Origin of the sequence: Polaromonas sp. C04 (assembly GCF_002002705.1) — a bacterium.
Taxonomy (GTDB): domain Bacteria; phylum Pseudomonadota; class Gammaproteobacteria; order Burkholderiales; family Burkholderiaceae_C; genus Rhodoferax_A.
In genome coordinates this window covers 90649-108873 of sequence record NZ_MUNS01000035.1, presented here as the reverse complement: position 1 = coordinate 108873, position 18225 = coordinate 90649, and the positions used below count along the sequence as shown (strand labels likewise).

21 protein-coding genes are annotated in these 18225 nt (G+C 65.7%); 11 read left to right on the top strand and 10 right to left on the bottom strand.

The features are described from left to right. Window positions 1-7 precede the first annotated feature (7 nt). The 3 genes from B0E49_RS14575 to B0E49_RS14565 all read right to left on the bottom strand — a co-directional run bounded on the left by B0E49_RS14575 (window position 8) and on the right by B0E49_RS14565 (window position 2725). Window positions 8-667: a SagB/ThcOx family dehydrogenase gene (locus B0E49_RS14575; protein ID WP_077562923.1), complete on the bottom strand. Its 660-nt coding sequence runs from the start codon at window positions 665-667 to the stop codon at window positions 8-10. A 117-nt stretch (window positions 668-784) separates the two neighbouring features. Beyond that, window positions 785-1783 (bottom strand): CBASS cGAMP-activated phospholipase, encoded by a 999-nt coding sequence (locus B0E49_RS14570; protein WP_168175062.1) that lies wholly within the window; start codon window positions 1781-1783, stop codon window positions 785-787. A 345-nt stretch (window positions 1784-2128) separates the two neighbouring features. Then, window positions 2129-2725 (bottom strand): 3'-5' exonuclease, encoded by a 597-nt coding sequence (locus tag B0E49_RS14565; RefSeq protein ID WP_077562921.1) that lies wholly within the window; start codon window positions 2723-2725, stop codon window positions 2129-2131. 69 nt (window positions 2726-2794) lie between these two features. On the opposite strand from B0E49_RS14565, the gene B0E49_RS14560 reads away from it, so the two are divergent. Together B0E49_RS14560 and B0E49_RS14555 are read left to right on the top strand one after the other, a co-directional pair. After that, window positions 2795-3583, top strand: coding sequence for an SDR family NAD(P)-dependent oxidoreductase (locus tag B0E49_RS14560; RefSeq protein ID WP_077562920.1), 789 nt, complete (start codon window positions 2795-2797; stop codon window positions 3581-3583). 30 nt (window positions 3584-3613) lie between these two features. Continuing rightward, on the top strand, window positions 3614-3976 hold the full coding sequence (locus B0E49_RS14555; protein ID WP_077562919.1) for a DUF6172 family protein: 363 nt from the start codon (window positions 3614-3616) through the stop codon (window positions 3974-3976). 62 nt (window positions 3977-4038) lie between these two features. Here the strand turns inward: B0E49_RS14555 and B0E49_RS14550 are convergent, their stop codons facing one another. Next, a complete protein-coding gene (locus B0E49_RS14550) occupies window positions 4039-5286 on the bottom strand; it encodes a DEAD/DEAH box helicase (protein WP_077562948.1) in 1248 nt (415 codons plus the stop codon). A 175-nt stretch (window positions 5287-5461) separates the two neighbouring features. Here B0E49_RS14550 and B0E49_RS14545 point away from each other — a divergent pair, with 175 nt between their 5' ends. From B0E49_RS14545 to B0E49_RS14510, 8 genes are all read left to right on the top strand, one after another. Continuing rightward, on the top strand, window positions 5462-5893 hold the full coding sequence (locus tag B0E49_RS14545) for a cupin domain-containing protein (RefSeq protein WP_077562918.1): 432 nt from the start codon (window positions 5462-5464) through the stop codon (window positions 5891-5893). A 107-nt stretch (window positions 5894-6000) separates the two neighbouring features. After that, window positions 6001-8313 carry a penicillin-binding protein 1A gene (locus B0E49_RS14540; RefSeq protein ID WP_502688709.1) on the top strand — a complete coding sequence of 771 codons (2313 nt, stop codon included), beginning with the start codon at window positions 6001-6003 and terminating at the stop codon, window positions 8311-8313. Window positions 8314-8375: 62 nt separating this feature from the next. Next, window positions 8376-9212, top strand: a complete 837-nt coding sequence (locus B0E49_RS14535) for an ABC transporter substrate-binding protein (protein WP_168175061.1) — start codon at window positions 8376-8378, stop codon at window positions 9210-9212. A 34-nt stretch (window positions 9213-9246) separates the two neighbouring features. Then, on the top strand, window positions 9247-10053 hold the full coding sequence (locus B0E49_RS14530) for an amino acid ABC transporter permease (protein ID WP_077562915.1): 807 nt from the start codon (window positions 9247-9249) through the stop codon (window positions 10051-10053). Next, complete coding sequence (locus B0E49_RS14525) at window positions 10040-10852, top strand: amino acid ABC transporter ATP-binding protein (protein WP_286138024.1); 813 nt, start codon at window positions 10040-10042, stop codon at window positions 10850-10852. The genes B0E49_RS14530 and B0E49_RS14525 overlap by 14 nt, the downstream gene beginning before the upstream one ends. A 9-nt stretch (window positions 10853-10861) precedes the next feature. Beyond that, window positions 10862-11116 carry a hypothetical protein gene (locus tag B0E49_RS14520; protein WP_077562914.1) on the top strand — a complete coding sequence of 85 codons (255 nt, stop codon included), beginning with the start codon at window positions 10862-10864 and terminating at the stop codon, window positions 11114-11116. Between the two features lie 4 nt (window positions 11117-11120). Further along, complete coding sequence (locus B0E49_RS14515; RefSeq protein ID WP_077562913.1) at window positions 11121-11483, top strand: translation initiation factor Sui1; 363 nt, start codon at window positions 11121-11123, stop codon at window positions 11481-11483. Window positions 11484-11487: 4 nt separating this feature from the next. Then, window positions 11488-11703, top strand: coding sequence for a DUF3820 family protein (locus B0E49_RS14510; RefSeq protein WP_077562912.1), 216 nt, complete (start codon window positions 11488-11490; stop codon window positions 11701-11703). A 93-nt stretch (window positions 11704-11796) separates the two neighbouring features. On the opposite strand, the gene B0E49_RS14505 is transcribed toward B0E49_RS14510, so the two are convergent. Further along, window positions 11797-12894: a 3-deoxy-7-phosphoheptulonate synthase gene (locus tag B0E49_RS14505; RefSeq protein WP_077562911.1), complete on the bottom strand. Its 1098-nt coding sequence runs from the start codon at window positions 12892-12894 to the stop codon at window positions 11797-11799. Between the two features lie 43 nt (window positions 12895-12937). Then, the gene (locus B0E49_RS14500; protein ID WP_077562910.1) at window positions 12938-13165 is read right to left on the bottom strand and encodes a hypothetical protein; all 228 of its coding nucleotides are present in this window, start codon (window positions 13163-13165) and stop codon (window positions 12938-12940) included. Between the two features lie 125 nt (window positions 13166-13290). Here B0E49_RS14500 and B0E49_RS14495 point away from each other — a divergent pair, with 125 nt between their 5' ends. Beyond that, on the top strand, window positions 13291-14481 hold the full coding sequence (locus B0E49_RS14495; protein ID WP_077562909.1) for a pyridoxal-phosphate-dependent aminotransferase family protein: 1191 nt from the start codon (window positions 13291-13293) through the stop codon (window positions 14479-14481). 18 nt (window positions 14482-14499) lie between these two features. On the opposite strand, the gene B0E49_RS14490 is transcribed toward B0E49_RS14495, so the two are convergent. The 4 genes from B0E49_RS14490 to B0E49_RS14475 form a co-directional block, all read right to left on the bottom strand. Further along, window positions 14500-14943: a hypothetical protein gene (locus B0E49_RS14490; RefSeq protein ID WP_077562908.1), complete on the bottom strand. Its 444-nt coding sequence runs from the start codon at window positions 14941-14943 to the stop codon at window positions 14500-14502. 186 nt (window positions 14944-15129) lie between these two features. Next, on the bottom strand, window positions 15130-15519 hold the full coding sequence (locus tag B0E49_RS14485) for a hypothetical protein (RefSeq protein ID WP_174571106.1): 390 nt from the start codon (window positions 15517-15519) through the stop codon (window positions 15130-15132). A 151-nt stretch (window positions 15520-15670) separates the two neighbouring features. Continuing rightward, the gene (locus B0E49_RS14480) at window positions 15671-16369 is read right to left on the bottom strand and encodes an ABC transporter ATP-binding protein (protein WP_077562906.1); all 699 of its coding nucleotides are present in this window, start codon (window positions 16367-16369) and stop codon (window positions 15671-15673) included. Next, the gene (locus B0E49_RS14475; RefSeq protein WP_077562905.1) at window positions 16366-18216 is read right to left on the bottom strand and encodes a branched-chain amino acid ABC transporter ATP-binding protein/permease; all 1851 of its coding nucleotides are present in this window, start codon (window positions 18214-18216) and stop codon (window positions 16366-16368) included. The genes B0E49_RS14480 and B0E49_RS14475 overlap by 4 nt, the downstream gene beginning before the upstream one ends. Window positions 18217-18225: the final 9 nt, after the last annotated feature.

Below are 18225 nucleotides of genomic sequence, written 5' to 3'. Positions count from 1 at the left end.
AGGGGCGTCAGCTCGCCGCAGCCGTCCGCGGCGAGCCCATGGTCTGCGCGACCAATACCTGCTCATCGGGTGACAGTCCCATCGCCTGGCTGAGCGCGCCGCGGTCAATCCAGGCCCGGATCACGCAGGACAGCCCCTCGCTGGCGCAGTAGAGGTAGGCGTTCTGCGCCATGGCACCGGCAGCGAACCATGCATAGGAGTCGCGCTGGCTCGCGGGCACCAGGGCAATGCGCCGGTGCTGCGCCACATACACCAGGTCCAGCGGCGCTGTATCGACGAAGTCCTGGTACCCCGTCACGCGCCGCACGTCGATGGCGCCGACCATGCGCAGCCGGTGTGGGGGTGCGTCGTAGCGGTACAGGCCACCCGGTAAGGCCACGTAGATGTCGATCTCCTGCGCATTCAGCGCACTGGGCGCGGTCCGCCCGCCCAGCGCCGGCCGGTTCACGCCGCCAGCGGCCCAGAGCAGGTTCGACAACGTCTGCAAGGGCAGCGGCGCAGGGTCAAACTCGCGCTGCGACTGGCGCTGCTGAAGTGCGTGCATCAGCGGCTGGCCGCCCGTGGTCTGCGCCGGCGGAAGCGGCAGCGTGCTGACTGCGTAACCCTCGGCGGGCGCGGGTTTGAACTGCCCGATCAGGCCCAGCGCCATCTTGGTCAAAGTGTTCATGAGTTCACCCATTTCAAAGTTCACAGGACCGGACCCGGCCACCAGGCAGACGGAGACAGCGCCACAGTGACTTCGAACCATGCTACGGCTGCCGCATGCACGCCGGATTGCGCTGCGTCAAGGAAAGGAAATATGGGGTGGCGCCGAGCGCACGGCACGTGGCCGTGCCTGCAGAAAGGTTTCGAGTGCCTGGCTGTCCGTGCCGTCGACGGCCGCGCGCGCCAGTGCCGACAGGATCTGCGAGGCTTCAGGGGTTGCCACGTCGATGCCCAGCCCCGCATCTTCCGGCCAGGATGCGTCGATATGCAGATAACGTTCACCCAGCCGGTCCTCCATCATGGCCTGCACATGCTGCTGCTGCACCGACACCAGCGTCAGCAGCAGGCGTCCGTCTCTGAACCAGGCAACGGCGCCGTCGTCGCTGCGCGCGCCGCCCGACGGCCGGTAAGCGCCGGTGGCGGTGCCGATGGACAACATGCGCACCCGCGCAGCACTCACCTTCATGAAATGCCCGGCCTCGTGCAACGCGACCATGTCGGGCGCCACGGCGAACATGCCGCCATCGGCAAACAGGTCGTCACCGATGCGCACTGCCGGGAAGTACCCTGGCGCCGCGCAGGTGGCCATGGCCACATCCACGGCGCGCAGCGCCTCGTCCCCGCGCGAAGCGGCACTGTGCGGCGTCTTGAAGATCTTGGTCAGACTGCGCGTGACATTGACCGCCGGGATAACAACCGGGTGCAGCGCTTCGCCCAGCGTGCGCGTGCCCAGCTCTTGCTCAAGCGCCAGGCGCAGCGCCTCGCCACTGTACTTGGGGCTGAGCACCGAGCGGCTCAGGTCCACCATCCGCCCGATGGCGCCCGAGGGCAGGGCGCGCGCGGAAAACACTTGCCGGCCTTTTTCGCGGAACAGGTCGACCATGGACTGCATCGGCACTTCATACGCCAGGCCGATGGCCAGGATGCCCCCAACCGAGGTGCCGGCGATGAGGTCGAAGCGCCGGCCCAGCGGCTCGCCCACGCGCGCCTCCAGCGCCGCCAGCGTCACGGCCGTGAACAGGCCAAGGTAACCGCCTCCGGCCAGTGACAGGATGCGCATCGTCTCGGGGCTTGGCATCGGTGAAATCCTCCTCGGCAGTGCGGTGCATGGGCTTGAATCCCCATGCCGCCATGGTGCGCCAGGCATGATCGCAGCCGCTTGATCCATCGCAAAACAGGACCACTCGACGCTGGAAAGTGCTGGTTTCTTGGAGGAATCGGCGTGTCCGTCGTCGCCCGCCTCAGGCGGTGTCCACTTCGGGGAACAGCGGATGTGCGTTCCAGATGTCGTCGGCATATTCGCCGATGGTGCGGTCCGAGGAAAACGGTCCTATGCCCGCGATGCTGCGTAGCGACGTAGTCGGCCAGCAGCTGGTAGTAGTCCGACGCCAGCAGGGGAATCGGGGCCGCTCAGGGGGGCCGGTCAGCGCAAGCCCAGCGCGTAGAACACCCGCAGCGCGGCCCAGGCGTCGTTGGCGGCGTAAATCAGCTGCGCCTCGGTGAGCCGCGGGTGGGCCCAGTTTGAGGTGGTGGCCTTGCGCGACTTGATGTAGCGCCGCTGAAACAGCACGGCCACGGCACCTTTGACGCCCATGTCCTTGCGGTAGCCGCGCTCGCGAAAGACGGTGTTGAGCTCCAGCACACCCTGGGGCTCCACGCCCAGCTTGTGGATGATGCGCTTGCGGTCGTCGCCCAGGCCGAAGCCGGCCTTGGTGACGCCGGGCAGTGCCAGCAGGGCGGCTGTCACGGCGCGGCAGCCCGGGTCTTGCAGCTGGAAGATGTAGGCCTTGTCCAGCGTGGACAGCTGCACGATGTGCGGTCCTTCGGAGGCCTGGTCTTTGACAAAGGTGGGTTTCGATTCGGTATCGAAGCCCCAGGCTGGTGCGCCGGCCAGTTCGGCCCGCGCCTGCTCGGCCTGCGCCTTGGTGGCGACGAGCTCGATGCGGTCCAGGCCCAGGCGGTCGAACGGTTCGAGCAGGGCAATTTCTTCCTTCGAGGCCGTGGTTTGGTGGTTGTGCATGGGGGCAGCATAGCCGGGCCGGCGCGCCCGCTGCGGGCACAATCGCTGAAACAACCCTGGAGACTCACCATGACTGAACGCAAAGTCGCCATCGTCACCGGCTCGGCAACCGGCGTGGGCGCCGCCACGGCGCTGCTGCTGGCGCGCCGCGGCTACGACGTGCTGATCAACTACTCAAAAAGCGAGGCCGAGGCCCGTCAGAGCGAGGCCGCCTGCCGCGAGGCGGGGGCCGACACGCTGCTGCTGCGCGGCGACGTGGCCCTTGATGCCGACTGCAAGGCGCTGGCGCAGGGCGCCGTGGCGCGCTGGGGGCGCATCGATGCGCTGGTCAACAACGCGGGTATTTCCACCTTCGGCGGCGCGGCCAACTGGGACGCGCTGGACGCGCAGACCTTCCAGCGCATCTTTGGGGTGAACGCGGTCGGCCCGTTCCAGATGGTGCGCACCTGCGCGCCGCACCTGAAGGCCGCGCAGGGGGCCATCGTCAACGTGTCGTCGGTGGCGGGGTCGCTGGGCATTGGCTCGTCGGTGCCCTACATCGCGTCCAAGGGCGCGGTCAATTCCATGACGCTGTACCTGGCGCGCGCCCTGGCGCCCGAGATCCGTGTCAACGCGGTGTGCCCGGGCATGATCACCTCGCGCTGGTTCGTGGACGGGCTGGGGCAGGAAGGGTTCGACAAGGTCAAGGCCCTGACCGAGCAGAACACCGCGCTGGGCCGGGCCAGCACGCCCGAAGACGTGGCCGACGCCATCGTCTGGCTGATTGACGGCGCACGCACCGTGACGGGCGAGTTGTTGCTGCTGGATGCCGGCCTGCACCTGGGCTCGACCCGCATGCAGGTGCCGGGCAAGGCCTGAGGGGGCGCCGTACCCGCGGTACCATGGCCCATGAAGAAAACATTCCAGCTCAACATCGAAGGCAAGAACCGCGACCGGGTGCTCGACGCGGTCAAGCACGAGATCCGCAAATACGTCAAGCGCGAGCGCCGGCGCGAACTGCCTGCGGGTGCGGATTTTTGGGACTTCGACTGCAGGTTTGGTCTCGCGCAAGACAAGGCCGAGGTGGTGCACTTCGCCACGCTGACCGGCCTGATCGATGGCGTGGCCAAAGACGGGGGCGCGCAGTTCTATGTGGAGATTTTGGCCAAACCGGGCCATCGCACTGCCCGGCCGGCAGGTGCTCGCGGCGCGGCGGCCTCGGCGGCTTCCGCCGAATCTGCCGCCAATTTTCTGGACGAAGACGGGTCGTAAGCAGCCAGCCGCCGGCGGTTGAGGTCCGTTCGGGCTGAGCCTGTCGAAGTCCTTCGACAGGCTCAGGACGAACGGTTCAGGCTCTGGCGCAGCTTGTCTTTCTTGCTCGGGCGCTTGCCCTTGATGCCGCCGGTGCCGGGCGCGGCGACGCTCGTTGCGTCTGCCGCCAACTCGGTGGGCTCGAAGCCGGGAATCTGCTCACGCGGCAGGCTCAGGTGCTGGCGCTTTTCGATCAGGCGGAAGTGCGCCTCGGTGTCCGCGCTCACAAAGCTGACGGCCAGGCCGCTCTCCCCGGCGCGGCCGGTGCGGCCGATGCGGTGCACATAGTCCACGGCCGAGCGGGGCAGGTCGTAGTTCAGCACCACCGGCAACTGCGTAATGTCGAGGCCGCGCGCGGCCAGGTCGGTGGTGACCACCACTTCCCATCGCTCGGCCTTGAATTCGTCCAGCACCTGCTTGCGCGCGCCCTGGCTCAAGTCGCCGTGAAAAGGCGTGGCGAAGACGCCCCGGTCGTAGAGCTTGGCGGCCACATGTCCGGCGGCGTATTTGGTGGCGACGAATACCAGCACCCGCTGCCAGCCGTGGGTCTTGATCAGGTGGCGCAGCAGCTCGGTGCGGCGGCTGGCATCCACCTGGATCACGCGTTGCAGGATGGCGGGCTCGTTCGCCGGAGTGGCGTCGACATGAACGCGCACCGGCTCGCGCAGCAGGCCCTCGGCCAGCGCTTGCACCGCGGGTGGAAATGTGGCCGAGAAAAACAGGTTTTGGCGCCGGGCCGGCAGCAAGGCCAGCACGCGGCTCAGTTCTTCGGCAAAACCCAGGTCCAGCAGGCGATCCGCCTCGTCCAGCACCAGCAGGCTGACAGATTGGAGTTTGAGCGCGTTATGCGCCACCAGGTCCAGCAGGCGCCCGGGCGTGGCCACCACCATGTCGGCGCCGCCGCGCAGGCCCATCATCTGCGGGTTGATCGAGACGCCGCCAAACAGCACGGCGACCTTGAGAGGCTGCGGCAAATGCTGCGCCAGGCTGCGCAGCACCTCGCCGACCTGCGCGGCGAGTTCGCGCGTGGGCACCAGGATGAGCGCGCGAACCCGGCGGGGCGTGTGTTGGCGGCCTTCTTGCAACAGTTGCAACAGGGGCAGGGCGAAGGCGGCGGTCTTGCCCGAGCCGGTCTGCGCCGAGCCCAGCAGATCGGCGCCCTGCAAAATGGCGGGAATGGCTTGCGCCTGGATCGGTGTGGGCGTGGCAAAGCCCTGCTCGCCGGCGGCGGCAACGAGTGCGGGGGATAGGCCGAGTGAGGTGAAAGGCATGGTGGGGGCAGGCCAGTGTAACGGGGACTGCGAGGCGCACTTCTTGCCGTCAAGGGATGCGCGCAAGTGGGAAGTGCGCTTGCACCGCTGGTCCAGCCGGCGCATGATATCGGCGGCCTGTGCGACCTTGTAAGCGTTTCCACCGGGCCATTAACCCCACCACGGGAGGCAAGCGATGGCGCATTCCGAAATAATCCAGGTCGGCCAACTGAAAATCAAATACTTCGTCGATGGCTCTGCCAGCGGCGGTATGGGCATGTTCGAATTAACCGTGCCGCCAGGCGCAAACGTTCCGCCGCCGCACAGTCATTCGAAGAATGATGAATGCCTGTACGTTGTCGAGGGGACGTTGCGCTATCGCGTAGACGAGGTCACGCGCGATCTGGGACCCGGAGACTGGATGTTTTCACCAAAAGGCTCGGTTCACCAGTTCGACAATCCGCACACAGAAGTCGCGCGCGCCCTGATCATCCAGACGCCCGATATCGGCGCGCAGTACTTTCGGGATGTCGCCGCCGTCATCAATGCAGGCGGCCCGCCAGATCGTGCGATGCTGCTCTCCGTCATGGCGCAATACGGGCTGGTTCCTGCGGCGCCAGGGGCTTGACGGGAATATGACGCGGGTGCCCTGAGGAAGACGGAATCCGGGGTTGTCCGCCATATGCCGGGGCAGGGCGGCGACTGCTCTAGACTTGGGACTTCATGAAAATCGACATGACCCGAGTCCAGCCCTTGCTGGCGGAGATTCTTCGCCGCCTGCGGCACCCCACCCGGCGTGGCATCGCCCAGTCGCTGGCTGCGTTGCCGGTGCTGGTGCTGCTGTACGTCCTGATCCTGATTCCGTTTACCCCGAGCATCAAGAACATCGAGAAGGCCAGGGTGCAGCAGCCTGCCATCGTGCTGTCGAGCGACAACATGGAGCTGGCCGTATTCAAACGCGCCAACCGGCACTGGACCAAGCTGGGCGACATCTCGCCGCATGTGGTGGATGCGCTGATCGCCACGGAAGACCACCGGTTTTACCAGCACCACGGCATCGACTTCAAGCGCACGGCCTCGGCCGCGCTGCACACCTTTGGCGGCGACACGCAGGGCGGCTCCACCATCACGCAGCAGCTCGCGCGCAACCTGTATCCCGACCAGGTGGGCCGCGCCCAGACCCTGACACGCAAGATCAAGGAAGCCATCACGGCGCTGAAGATCGAGTCCGTCTATTCCAAGCGCGAGATTCTGGAGACCTACCTCAACACCGTACCGTTCCTGTACAACGCCTATGGCATTGAAATGGCGGCGCGCACCTACTTCGACAAGCCGGCGGACAAGCTCGATGTGCTGGAGAGCGCCACGCTGATCGGCATGCTCAAGGGCACGAGCTACTACAACCCGGTGCTGAACCCCGAGCGTGCGGTGGAGCGCCGCAACACGGTGCTGGCCCAGATGGCCAAGTACAACAAGCTGAGCCCGGCGAAGTTGGGGGCGCTCCAGAAGAAGCCGCTCAAGGTGGATTTCGAGCGGCAGATCGAGCAGCAGGGCCCGGCGCCACACTTCACGGCGTATTTGCGCCGCTGGCTGATCGACTGGGCCGACCGCAACGACTACAACATCTACGCCGACGGGCTTGTGGTGCACACCACCATCGACTCGCGGTTGCAGACCATGGCCAACCAGGCGGTGAAGCGCCAGGCCGACCGGCTGCAGGGTGTGGCCAATGCCGAGTGGGGGCCGCGTGCCTGGAGCGCGAAGAAGAATCTGGTGCGCGCCTTTGTGCGCGCCACTTCCGAATACAAGGTAGCGGTCGATTCGGGCCTGACGGACGAGCAGGCGCTGAAGGAGTTGCAGTCCGACGCGGACTTCATGCGCGAGCTGCGGCAAAAGACGACCCGTGTGCAGGCCGGCTTCGTGGCGATGGACCCGAGGAATGGGCATGTCATGGCCTGGGTCGGCAGCCGCGACTTCACGCAGGACCCGTTCGACCATGTGCAGCAGGCACGCCGGCAGCCGGGATCGACCTTCAAGCCCTTTGTCTATGGCGCCGCATTCGAGCAGGGTGCGCTCCCCACCGACACGTTTGTGGACAAGGCGGTGGAGATTCCGCTCGGGGGCGGCGCCGTCTGGCAGCCGAGCGACGCGGGCGGGCCCAGCGGGCGCACGATGACCCTGCGCGACGGGCTCGTGCATTCCATCAACACCATCACGGCGCAGGTCATGCAGACCGTGGGCCCGGCCAAGGTGGCCAGTCTGGCCCGGGCCATGGGCGTGCGCCAGAGCAAGCTCGAGCAGGTGCCCTCGCTGGCGCTGGGCACCAGCCCCGTGACCCTGAAGGAAATGGTATCGAGCTACAGCACCATCGCCAACGATGGCGCCTACATCGAGCCGATGATGGTCACGCGCATCGAGGACAGAAACGGCAAGGTGCTCGAAGAGTTTCATCACGCGGCGCCGCAGCAGGCCCTGCCCGTCGCCGCCGCGCAAACGCTGCTCGACGTGATGCGCGGCGTCATCGACCGCGGCACGGGTGCCGGCATTCGCAGCACCTTCGGTATCACGGCCGACGTGGCGGGCAAGACCGGCACCACGCAGGACAACACCGATGGCTGGTTCATCCTGATGCAGCCGCAACTGGTGGCCGGCGCCTGGGTCGGCTTCAACGACAACCGTGTGACCCTGAACGACTACTGGGGGCAGGGTGCGCACAGTGCGCTGCCCATCGTGGGCAACTTCTTCCAGCGCGCCCTGAACGGCCGCGTGATCGATCCGCGCGCGCGCTTTGCGGCGCCCAGGGCGTTCCCGCTGCCCGCCCCACCAGCGCCGGATGAAGCCAGCGGTGCACTCGCGACTGAGGAGCAGAGCCCGACCGGCGCCGCACCGCCGGCCGATACCGGCGCCGGCGGCGAACTGGCGCCGTTGATTCCGCTGGTGCCCTATTCCGTGTCCCCGGATGCTGCGCCTGCGCCGGGCGTGGCCCGACCCGCGCCGTCGCAAGCGGGTCCGGCGCCGGGCGATCCGGCCAACTCCGGCGCGCAGTGACGCCACTACAATGTTTTGCTTCATGGCGCGAAGCCATGGCGTCTGAAACAACAGGAGCAAACATGCAATCCGTTCGCAAACTCACCCTCGTTGCCGTTTTGCCGGCAGTCTGGCTGGCCACCGCTTTTTCGCCGGCCCTGGCCGCTGACGACATTGTGGCGGGCTCGATCACGAACAGCCCGCCGATGATCTCCTACGCCTCCGACGGCACCACGCTGCAGGGCGCGATCGTCGATCTGGCTGCGGCCATGAGCAAACAGCTGGGCAAGACGATCAGCTTCAAGGCGATTCCCTTTGGCGGTTTGTTGCCGGCCATGCAGGCCAAGCACATCGACATTACGTTCACGATGATGAACGACACCCCCGAGCGCGAGAAGGTGGTTGACTTTGTCGACTTCTTCAACCTCGGCACGATGTTGCTGGTCAAGAAAGGCAACCCCGAGCACATCGAGAGCCTGGAGACGATGTGCGGCAAGACCGTCTCCACGGTCCAGGGGTCGACGCAAATCATGCTGGTCAACGAGATGAGTGCCAGGTGCAGCAGCGCCGGCAAGCCCGAAATTGCCAATCTGCAGTACGCACAACCCTCGGATGCACGGCTGCAGGTGCAGACGGGCCGCGTCGCGGCATTTCTCGGCAATTCGCCGGTGATGGTCTATCTGGCCAGGACCGCGGGTGACGGCAAGGTCTTTGATGTGGTGCCCGGCCACGAGTACCAGCCGGTGCCGCTGGGCATTGCCGTGTCCAAGACGAACCAGCCGCTGCGTGACGCCTTGCAAAAGGCGCTCAATGCGCTGATCGCCGACGGCAGCTACCGCAAGATTCTCGAGAAGCACGGGGTCGAAGGCGGCGCGGTGACGTCGGCGACGATCAACGGCGGCGCCAACCTCAAGTTGTGACGAGCCACAAACGCTCCGGCAGCAGGGGCCCGCGATGACGCGCATAGTGCCGCTGCGCCGGCCCGGGCTCTGGCTCACTAGCGCCGTGGTCGGCACGCTGCTGGTGCTGCTGGCGGCCTCGGTCTGGCGCAACCCGAACATCGTTCATTCGGTGATCGTGCAGTACCAGTTCGCGCCGGCCATCCTGGCGGGGCTTCGCACGACCATCGTGCTTGCCCTGCTGGCAACGGTGATCGGTCTGGTGCTGGGCGTTGTGCTGGCCATCCTGCGGCTGTCGGCGAGCCCGGTGCTGCGCCTGGGCAGCGGCTTTTACACCTGGCTGCTGCGCGGCACGCCGCTGCTGGTGCAGATCCTGATCTGGGGCAACCTGGCGCTGCTGTTCCAGCACATCGGCCCGTTCGACACCAACGCGGTCATGACGCCGTTTGTCGCGTCGGTCGTCGCGCTCGGCCTGAATGAGGCCGCCTACATGGCGGAGATCGTGCGCGCCGGCATCCTGGCGGTCGATCGCGGCCAATATGAAGCCTCGCTCGCGCTGGGCATGCCGCGCACGCTTTCCATGCGCCGCATCATCCTGCCGCAGGCACTGCGCGTGATCATCCCGCCGGCGGGCAACCAGTTCATCTCGCTGCTGAAGGCGACCTCGCTGGTTTCGGTGATCGCGGGCGGCGATCTGCTGACGGCCGCGCAGAACATCTCGTCGGCCAACCTGCACACCCTCGAGCTGATGCTGGTGGCGACCTTCTGGTACCTGGTGCTCACGACCATCACCAGCATCGGCCAGTATTTTGTGGAGCGCCGGCTTGGCCGCTCTGGGACGGGGCTGCATGGCGCGCGCTGACACCAAGCCGGGGGCGGCGGCAGGAACGGGCGCCATGGTCTGCGCGCAGGACGTGCACAAGCGCTACGGGCGCGACGAGGTGCTCAAGGGGATCGACCTCGACGTCGCCCCTGGCGAGGTGCTGTGCCTGATCGGGCCGTCGGGCTCGGGCAAAAGCACTTTTTTGCGCTGCATCAATCACCTGGAGAAGATCGACGCCGGGCGGCTGTCGGTCGACGGCGAGTTGATCGGCTACCGCGAACGCGGTGATCTCCTGTACGAAATGCACGAGCGCGAGGTCTGCCGCCAGCGCGCGAGCATCGGCATGGTGTTCCAGCGCTTCAACCTGTTTCCGCACCTGACGGTGCTGGAAAACATCATCGAGGCACCGCTGCACGTGAAGCGCGAATCGAAGGCCGAGGCGGTCGAGCGCGCGCGCGCGCTACTGCAACGCGTGGGCCTGCGCGAGAAGGCGGACGTCTACCCGAGCCGCCTGTCCGGCGGGCAGCAGCAGCGGGTCGCGATCGCGCGGGCGTTGGCCATGCAGCCCAAGCTCATGCTGTTCGACGAGCCCACCTCCGCGCTGGACCCCGAGCTTGTTGATGAAGTGCTGGCCGTGATGCGCGGCCTGGCCGAGGACGGCATGACCATGATCGTCGTGACCCACGAGATGGCCTTCGCGCGCGACGCCGGCCATAAAATCGCCTTCATGGACGGCGGAGTCATCGTCGAGTCGGGACCACCGGGCGAGGTGCTGTCGCGTCCGCAGCACGAGCGGACGCAAGCCTTTCTGGCCCGCGTGATCGGCGGGCAACACTGAGAACACATCATGGCCTCACGCACGATCACCACCGACGCCTACAAGCTCTTTCCCTCGCCGCGCAACGTGCACCGCGAGGTCTTCCTGCATGAGGTTTTTGTGCCGCACCCTTATGCGCTGATCGACCTGCCGAGCTTTCACCTCAAGGGCAAGTCCAGCCTGTTCGCCGCGTGCCGGACGGCCGACATGAAGATGGGGCAACTGGTGACCTTTGAACTCGAAGCCGACGCGGCGAAGTTCACGACCCGCTTCGTGCCGGATTGAGCCCATGAAAAGCCGTCAAGCCAGCGGTGGCCTCGTCTACTCTACCGAGGCCGGCAGAATGTGCCCCGCCTGCCGGCAACCCGTGGCGCTGTGCGCCTGCAAAACCAAGCCGCCCATCCCGGCCACGGATGGCATCGTGCGCGTCTCGCGCGAAACCAGGGGCCGCGGCGGCAAGGTCGTGACGCTGGTCAAGGGGCTGGCGCTGGAGGCGCCGGCGTTCGCGGCATTGGGCAAGCAGCTCAAGGCGGCGTGCGGTTCCGGCGGCGCGGTGAAGGACGGGGTGATTGAGGTGCAGGGCGATCATTGCGACCGCGTGATCGAGATGCTCAAGGCGCAGGGCCGCACGGTCAAGCGGGCGGGAGGTTAGGCGCATGGATTCCGAGCAGTTGCAGCGCCTGCTGACCACCGAGATGCCCTACGGCAAGTACAAGGGCCGGCTGATTGCCGACTTGCCTGGCAACTACCTCAACTGGTTTGCGCGCGAGGGTTTTCCGGCGGGCGACATCGGCCGCCTGCTGGTGCTGATGCACGAGATCGATCACAACGGGCTGTCCGCGCTGCTGGACCCGCTGCGGGGAAAAAGCTGACCGGGAGGCCAACGAAGGGACGTGGTCTGGCGCCGGCGGCAGAGATTGTGTTAACTATCAAAATAATAGCTACACGGGCATATAGTGATTGGGCTACGAGCCTATTTCATTCTGAATTGATGCAAACCCGGAAGCCGCTCGGCGCTGGCGAACCGCTGCCGCGAGGTTGTCCAGAACCTCCACAGTCGTGTCCCAGCCGATGCAGGCATCGGTCACGCTCTGGCCATAGCGCAGGCCCTTGCGGCCTTCGGTAATGTCTTGCCGGCCTTCCACCAGATGGCTCTCGATCATGACGCCGCAGATGCCGGCCGAGCCGCTGCCGATTTGCCGCGCGATGTCGGCCGCCACCGCGGGCTGGCGTGCGTAGTCCTTGCTGCTGTTGCCGTGGCTGCAGTCGATCACCAGCCGCGCGGGCAAGCTCGCCTGGCTCAGCGCGTCGGTGGCGCGGCGTACGCTGGCCGCGTCAAAATTCGGCCCGTCGCTGGCGCCGCGCAGCACCAGGTGGCCGTCGGGGTTGCCCGTGGTCGTGATGACCATGGCCCGGCCTTCGAGCGAGATGGTGGGAAAGCGGTGCGGCTGGGTGGCGACGTGGATTGCGTCGATGGCGGCGGCCACGCTGCCGTTGGTGGCGTTCTTGAAGCCCACCGGCGCCGACAGGGCAGACGCCATCTGGCGGTGCAGCGGACTCTCCACCGTGCGGGCTCCAATGGCGCCCCAGGTCAGCAGTTCGGCGTAGTACTGCGGCGTGACCAGGTCGAGGATTTCAGAAGCCGCCGGCACCCCCAGCTGCGCGCACGCCAGCAGGATGCGCCGCGCGTGGCGCAGGCCTTCGCCGATGTCGCCCTGTCCATCGAGGTCCGGGTCGTAGATCAGGCCCTTCCAGCCCATGCGCGTGCGCGGCTTCTCGAAATACACGCGCATCACCAGCAGCAGCGATTCGCCCAGGCGCTGCGCCACCTCGCGCAGGCGCGCGGCGTATTCCAGCGCCGACTCGGGCTCATGGATCGAGCATGGGCCCACGACTACCAGCAGCCGGTCGTCGAGGCCGCGCAGGATGTTGCGGGTCGCGGCACGCGCGGCCGCGATGCCGGCGGCCTGCGCCTCGCTCGCGGGGAGTTCGCCCTGCAACAGCCGTGGTTCCGGCAGCGGATCGGCACGTGCGATGTGGATGTCTGAGATGGGGGTGGACACGGCGTCTCCGAGGGCAGGCTGAAGGGCGAGGGTGGTTTTGTCTCTAGGGCGAGCGGTGCAGGCGCGGAGCCGACATGGCGTCGATCTGGTCGGCGATCGCCTCATCGACATGGGGCAGACGCGGCGCGAGATTTGCGGCACCGAAAGCCGCACGCAACTGCTGCAGGTCCTTCACGCTGGGGGCCACCTTGATCTGGGCCAGCGCCGCCGTGGCATTGCCGCCGCGCAGCAGCGCCAGAACCTTGGGCGCCCACACACTTGGATGAGACATTGGATGGATCTTTCGTTCAGACCGTGACTTTACAGCGCGGCGCCAGGGTGCCTCGGGAAGCCGATGTGTCGGTGCAAAACCTCCGTGTCGATTAAGATGAAATTCACCTCGCGGACAATGACACCATGAACGCACCGAAACGCATTCCCGGCCACCGATCCCTGCATTCTCCCGGCCCGACCCGGGTGCCCGACGAGGTGGTGCATGCGATGAGCCGTCAGCCCATGGACCTGGCCGATCCGCGGCTCGAGGCGGTCATCGAGGCTTGCGAGAGCGGACTCAAACGCCTGTTGCAGACGAAGCAGGCACAGGTGTTCATGTACTCCGCGAATGGTCACGGCGCCTGGGAAGCGGCGATTGTCAATCTGATCGCGCCGGGTCAGACGGTTCTGGTGCCGGGGACCGGGCACTTCTCGGAATCCTGGGCCGTGCAGACCGAGGCGCTCGGCGGCCGTGTGGTTCGCACGCCTTGCGTTGAGGGCTTTCCCATCGACGTTGATGCCGTGGAGCAGGCGCTGCGTGCCGACACCCGGCATGAAATCGTGGCCGTGTTCGCTGTGCACACCGATACCGCCAGCGGCTTGACCAGCGACCTGCGCGCGCTGCGCGCGGCCATCGACGCCGCCGGTCATCCGGCCTTGTTCGTGGTCGATGTGGTGGCCTCGCTCGGTGCTTCGCCGTTTGCCATGGATGCCCTCGGCGCCAACGTTGTAATTGGGGCATCGCAGAAGGGACTGATGGTGCCGCCCGGGCTGGGCTTTGTGGCGGTCGATAGCGTGGCGATGGCCGTGGCCAGCCGCAATCCGGCGCCCCGGTTTTACTGGGACTGGAGCCGGCGCAGCAGCGATCTGGTATATCGCAAATTTTGCGGCACTCCGCCGCAAAGCCTGCTGATGGGGCTGGACGCGGCGCTATCGTTGATTTTTCGCGAAGGCGTCGACGAGGTCATTGCGCGGCATCGGCTGATCGCGCGTGCGGTGCATGCCGCCGTGGCCTGCTGGAGCGAGGGTGGGGCGTTGCAGTTCTTCGGTCGGGTACCCGAGGCCCGCTCGGTGTCGGTCACCACTGTGCTGGTGCAGCCGGGGATCGACCCCGAAGCGATGCGCGAGGTGGCGCGGGAGCGGTTCCAGGTCGCCATCGCGGGTGGTCTGGGACCGCTCGCAGGCCGGGTTTTTCGCATCGGCCATCTGGGCGACATGAACCCCGCGATGATTCTGGGCTGCCTGGCCGGCGTGGAAGCCGCCCTGACGGTGCAGGGCATTCCGTTTGGTCGTGATGGGGTGCAACAGGCGATTGCCTGTCTGGCCGAAGGCTGACGCTTAAAAGGGCGTCAACTACCGCCGGTCGTCGCCCCGGCCTCTGTCGCCATGGTGGTCACCCCGGCCTGCGTCGCCACGGTGGTCGCGGTCGGGACCACCATGCCAGTCGCGACGATCGTGACCATTGCCGCGCCATCCGGGATGCGCACGCTGGTAACGGTCCCGAACCCATTGCTCCTGAACAAAATACACGGGTCGGCCACAGGCGTTGTAGCGACCGCAATAACGGCGCCAGTTTTGCTGGTAGAGCGGGGGAACGTAAAGGTACATCGGCGGCGCGGCAACGGGCCCTGGCGCGACGATCACCGGTTGCGGGTAAACCACCGGAGGCGGGGGATAGCCGCCAATGTTGATCTGGCCATAAACACCGGGCTGGTTGATGCCAATGGATACCCCCACCTGCGCGTAGACGGGGGCTATGACGCAAGCAGCCAGGGCGAGCGCAATCAGTTTTTTCATCAGTTTCTCCAGAAGTGAACTCATCTTGCAACGGCGATACCTGCACTTGCGACGACAGGATCGGTGTATCGGTTCATGCTGTTACCGGTATTTACACGGGCGAGCGGATTGTGCTGCGCGCCTGCCTTGAATCGGGCGGGCTGGGGCGAGAATTCCCCTTGCCGGGGGCGGCCCTGGCCCATGCCGTTATTTGGCGGGCGTCTCTGCTTCCCTGAGCAGGCCGCCTGCGCCCACATCGCCCTGGGCGGGGCTTTGCATGCGCGCCACGCAATCGTCACGGTTTTCGGGTGGCTGTTCGTTGCACCGAAGCAGGGCGTTGCGTTGATACTCAGTCGGGCTGGTGCTGGTGAGGCCGCCACGCCGGGCGGCCTGCAGCGCAGCGCCAGCCTCCTTCAGACAGGTAGCGCGATCTTCGTTGGACTGGCCGGCGTTGCAGGCTGCACGGTCCTGCAGGTACTGCGCCTGGGCACTGGATGAGTCGTGGCTGCCAGCAGCCAGCGCGGACGCCCCCAGCAAGGCCCCCAAGGCACATAGCGTGAGGCTGCGACAAGAGATGGATGTATTGAGTGTGAGCATGGATGACTCCTGTGGTTCCGCCAATGGATACCTCAGTCTAGTCTCGACGCCCCTCCCCGAATGTCAGACAGAGCGCCTGCTTTGCTGTCGGACAACGCCGACACGCGGGAGTTTTCTGCGTTGAACCCCCGGCCCCGTGACGGCCGTTCACCTAAACGCCGAGATAGCGCTGCAGCAGATCCGGCTGGGTCTTGAGTTCGCCTGCCGGGCCTTCATGCGCGATGTGGCCATTGTTGATGATGTAGACGCGGCTTGCCAGTGCCAGCGTGGCGGCGAGGTTCTGCTCGACCAGAACAATGGTCTGGCCGGCCTGCGCCAGGCTGCGGCAGACGCGCACGAGATCCTGAACAATGACCGGGGCGAGCCCCTCGAATGGCTCGTCGAGCAGCACGATCTTCGGATCCCGCACCAGCGCTCGCGCGATCGCCAGCATCTGCTGCTCACCGCCGGAGAGGTCCGTGCCGCGACTGGTGCGCCGCTCCTTTAGCCGCGGAAACATGTCGTAGATGCGCTCCAGCGGCCATTTGTTGTCGGCGGTCAGCCCGGCAAGGATGATGTTTTCCTCCACATTGAGGCTGCCAAAGATGCGGCGGTCTTCATGGACGAGTTGCATGCCGACCCGGGCGATGTCATGCGCCTTCTTGCCGGCAATCTCCTTACCTTCGAGCTTGACGCTCCCGGCTCTGGGCTTGACCACGCCCATCAGGCTCTTGAGCGTTGTGGATTTCCCGGCCCCGTTGCGGCCCAGAAGTGCCACCACCTCGTTTTTCTCGACGCGAAGCGAAACATCGAACAGGATGTGACTGTCACCGTAGTAACTGTTCAGGCCGCTGACTTCAAGCAGGCTCATACCAACGCTACCTCTTCATGCACGCCGCCGAGATAGGCTTCCTGCACCGCGGCGTTGGTCTTGATTTCATCGGGCGTAGCCGCCTCAACGAGGATACGTCCTTCCTGCAGCACGGTGACTTTCTCGACCAGTTCGAACAGCGAGTCCATGTCGTGGTCGATGACGATCATCGTGCGGCCCTGGGCAATCGATTTCAGCAGGGCCACCGTGTCAACCCGCTCCTGCGTGCTCATGCCGGCAAGCGGTTCGTCGAGCAGCAACAGGCTCGGCGAAGTCGCAAGCGCCAACCCGATCTCAAGCCGCCGCTTCTCGCCATAGGCCAGTTCGGACACAGGCGTATCGAGCCGCTCCGTCAGATGAACCAGAGCGGCAGTGCCCTCGACTTGCGCGTCCAGACCGGAAACCTTTGAAAGGCTCTTGAACAGGTCGGGCCTGAACTTGCCCCGGGTCTCACCGAGTGCAGCGATTTGCAGGTTCTGCCTGACGGTGAGACGTTCGAAGAGTTGATTGATCTGGTAACTCTTGGTGAGCCCGAGCTGGCAGGCATCGGCCACGCCCAGGTCAGTGATGTCGCGGCCATCGAACACGATTTTTCCGGAGGTCGGCACGATCTCGCAGGTCAGCATCTTGAAGAAGGTCGTCTTGCCAGCGCCGTTCGGCCCGATGATGCCTCGTATCTCGCCGTGTTTAACCATGAAGTCGATTTCACTGTTGGCGACCAGGCCGCCATAACGCTTGGTCAGGCCGCTCGCCTGCAGGATCGGGCCGGTCTTGCTGGCGGTCGCCTTGTATCCGACCGACATCGCACCCCCCGTGACCCGCGCCGACGTGGTTGCCGCAGGCGCTGCGGCAATCGGCGACGCCACCGTCTTCTTGCCACCTCTTGCCCGGTCGTACAGATCGACGATCGCACCAGCCAGGCCGCGGCGCAGGAAAACCACCAGAAGCACGAACACGATCCCAAGGATTAGCTTCCAGGTGGCGCCAAGGTTCAGGATCGTCTGGAAGAAATCGCTCAGGTAGAGCCAGACCGCCGCACCGAGCAGCGGCCCAAACAGAGTGCCCGCGCCGCCGATGGCGGTCATGATGACGATTTGCCCCGAGGTGTCGAACATAAAGGCGTCGGGCGGCATGAAGCCCTGCATGAGGCCGAGCAGGCCACCGCCGAAACCCGCATACATGGATGCGATCACGAAAACCAGCAGCTTGTAGCTGTGGATGTTGTGACCCAGCGCCTGCGCGCGCAGTGGATTGTCGCGAATGGCGCGCAGCATAAGGCCGACGGGCGAGCGCACGATGCGCAGCGCGATCACCAGCCCGACGAAATACCAGAACGCGAAGAAGGCATACATCGACAGGTTGCTGGTGAACTCGATGCTCGTGAAGCCCAGGCTCAGGTTCGGCGGCGGCACGCCGGGCAGGCCATTCTCGCCGCCGGTGTAGGCTGACAGCGGGTTGAATTCGACGAAGAAGAAGACTTCGGCGATCGCCACGGTAATCATGGCGAAATAGATGCCGGTGCGCCGCAGCGCGACCAGGCCAACCAGATAGCCGATGACACCGGCCACGATCGTGCCGAGAATGAGGGCCACGATGGTATTGGTGAACGAGGTCTGCGTCAGCAGGTAGGCCGCGAACATGCCGCCCGAGCCGAAGAATGCGGACTGGCCGAACGAAAGCAGGCCGGTGTAGCCGAACAGGAGGTCGAAACCGATCCCGACCAGGCCCCAAATGAGGATCCGATTGATCGTGGTCGGAGAGAAGCCGAGATAGGGCAGTACGAATGGCGCCACAATCAGGCCGACGGCCGTCAGGATTTCGACATGGAAGCGACGTGGTCTGGACATCGGTGAATT

Coding starts and splice junctions, on each gene's coding strand:
- B0E49_RS14575 (WP_077562923.1), bottom strand. CDS start 667: ATGAACACTTTGACCAAGATGGCGCTGGGCCTGATCGGGCAGTTCAAA.
- B0E49_RS14570 (WP_168175062.1), bottom strand. CDS start 1,783: ATGCCAAGCCCCGAGACGATGCGCATCCTGTCACTGGCCGGAGGCGGT.
- B0E49_RS14565 (WP_077562921.1), bottom strand. CDS start 2,725: ATGCACAACCACCAAACCACGGCCTCGAAGGAAGAAATTGCCCTGCTC.
- B0E49_RS14560 (WP_077562920.1), top strand. CDS start 2,795: ATGACTGAACGCAAAGTCGCCATCGTCACCGGCTCGGCAACCGGCGTG.
- B0E49_RS14555 (WP_077562919.1), top strand. CDS start 3,614: ATGAAGAAAACATTCCAGCTCAACATCGAAGGCAAGAACCGCGACCGG.
- B0E49_RS14550 (WP_077562948.1), bottom strand. CDS start 5,286: ATGCCTTTCACCTCACTCGGCCTATCCCCCGCACTCGTTGCCGCCGCC.
- B0E49_RS14545 (WP_077562918.1), top strand. CDS start 5,462: ATGGCGCATTCCGAAATAATCCAGGTCGGCCAACTGAAAATCAAATAC.
- B0E49_RS14540 (WP_502688709.1), top strand. CDS start 6,001: ATGACCCGAGTCCAGCCCTTGCTGGCGGAGATTCTTCGCCGCCTGCGG.
- B0E49_RS14535 (WP_168175061.1), top strand. CDS start 8,376: ATGCAATCCGTTCGCAAACTCACCCTCGTTGCCGTTTTGCCGGCAGTC.
- B0E49_RS14530 (WP_077562915.1), top strand. CDS start 9,247: ATGACGCGCATAGTGCCGCTGCGCCGGCCCGGGCTCTGGCTCACTAGC.
- B0E49_RS14525 (WP_286138024.1), top strand. CDS start 10,040: ATGGCGCGCGCTGACACCAAGCCGGGGGCGGCGGCAGGAACGGGCGCC.
- B0E49_RS14520 (WP_077562914.1), top strand. CDS start 10,862: ATGGCCTCACGCACGATCACCACCGACGCCTACAAGCTCTTTCCCTCG.
- B0E49_RS14515 (WP_077562913.1), top strand. CDS start 11,121: ATGAAAAGCCGTCAAGCCAGCGGTGGCCTCGTCTACTCTACCGAGGCC.
- B0E49_RS14510 (WP_077562912.1), top strand. CDS start 11,488: ATGGATTCCGAGCAGTTGCAGCGCCTGCTGACCACCGAGATGCCCTAC.
- B0E49_RS14500 (WP_077562910.1), bottom strand. CDS start 13,165: ATGTCTCATCCAAGTGTGTGGGCGCCCAAGGTTCTGGCGCTGCTGCGC.
- B0E49_RS14495 (WP_077562909.1), top strand. CDS start 13,291: ATGAACGCACCGAAACGCATTCCCGGCCACCGATCCCTGCATTCTCCC.
- B0E49_RS14490 (WP_077562908.1), bottom strand. CDS start 14,943: ATGAAAAAACTGATTGCGCTCGCCCTGGCTGCTTGCGTCATAGCCCCC.
- B0E49_RS14485 (WP_174571106.1), bottom strand. CDS start 15,519: ATGCTCACACTCAATACATCCATCTCTTGTCGCAGCCTCACGCTATGT.
- B0E49_RS14480 (WP_077562906.1), bottom strand. CDS start 16,369: ATGAGCCTGCTTGAAGTCAGCGGCCTGAACAGTTACTACGGTGACAGT.
- B0E49_RS14475 (WP_077562905.1), bottom strand. CDS start 18,216: ATGTCCAGACCACGTCGCTTCCATGTCGAAATCCTGACGGCCGTCGGC.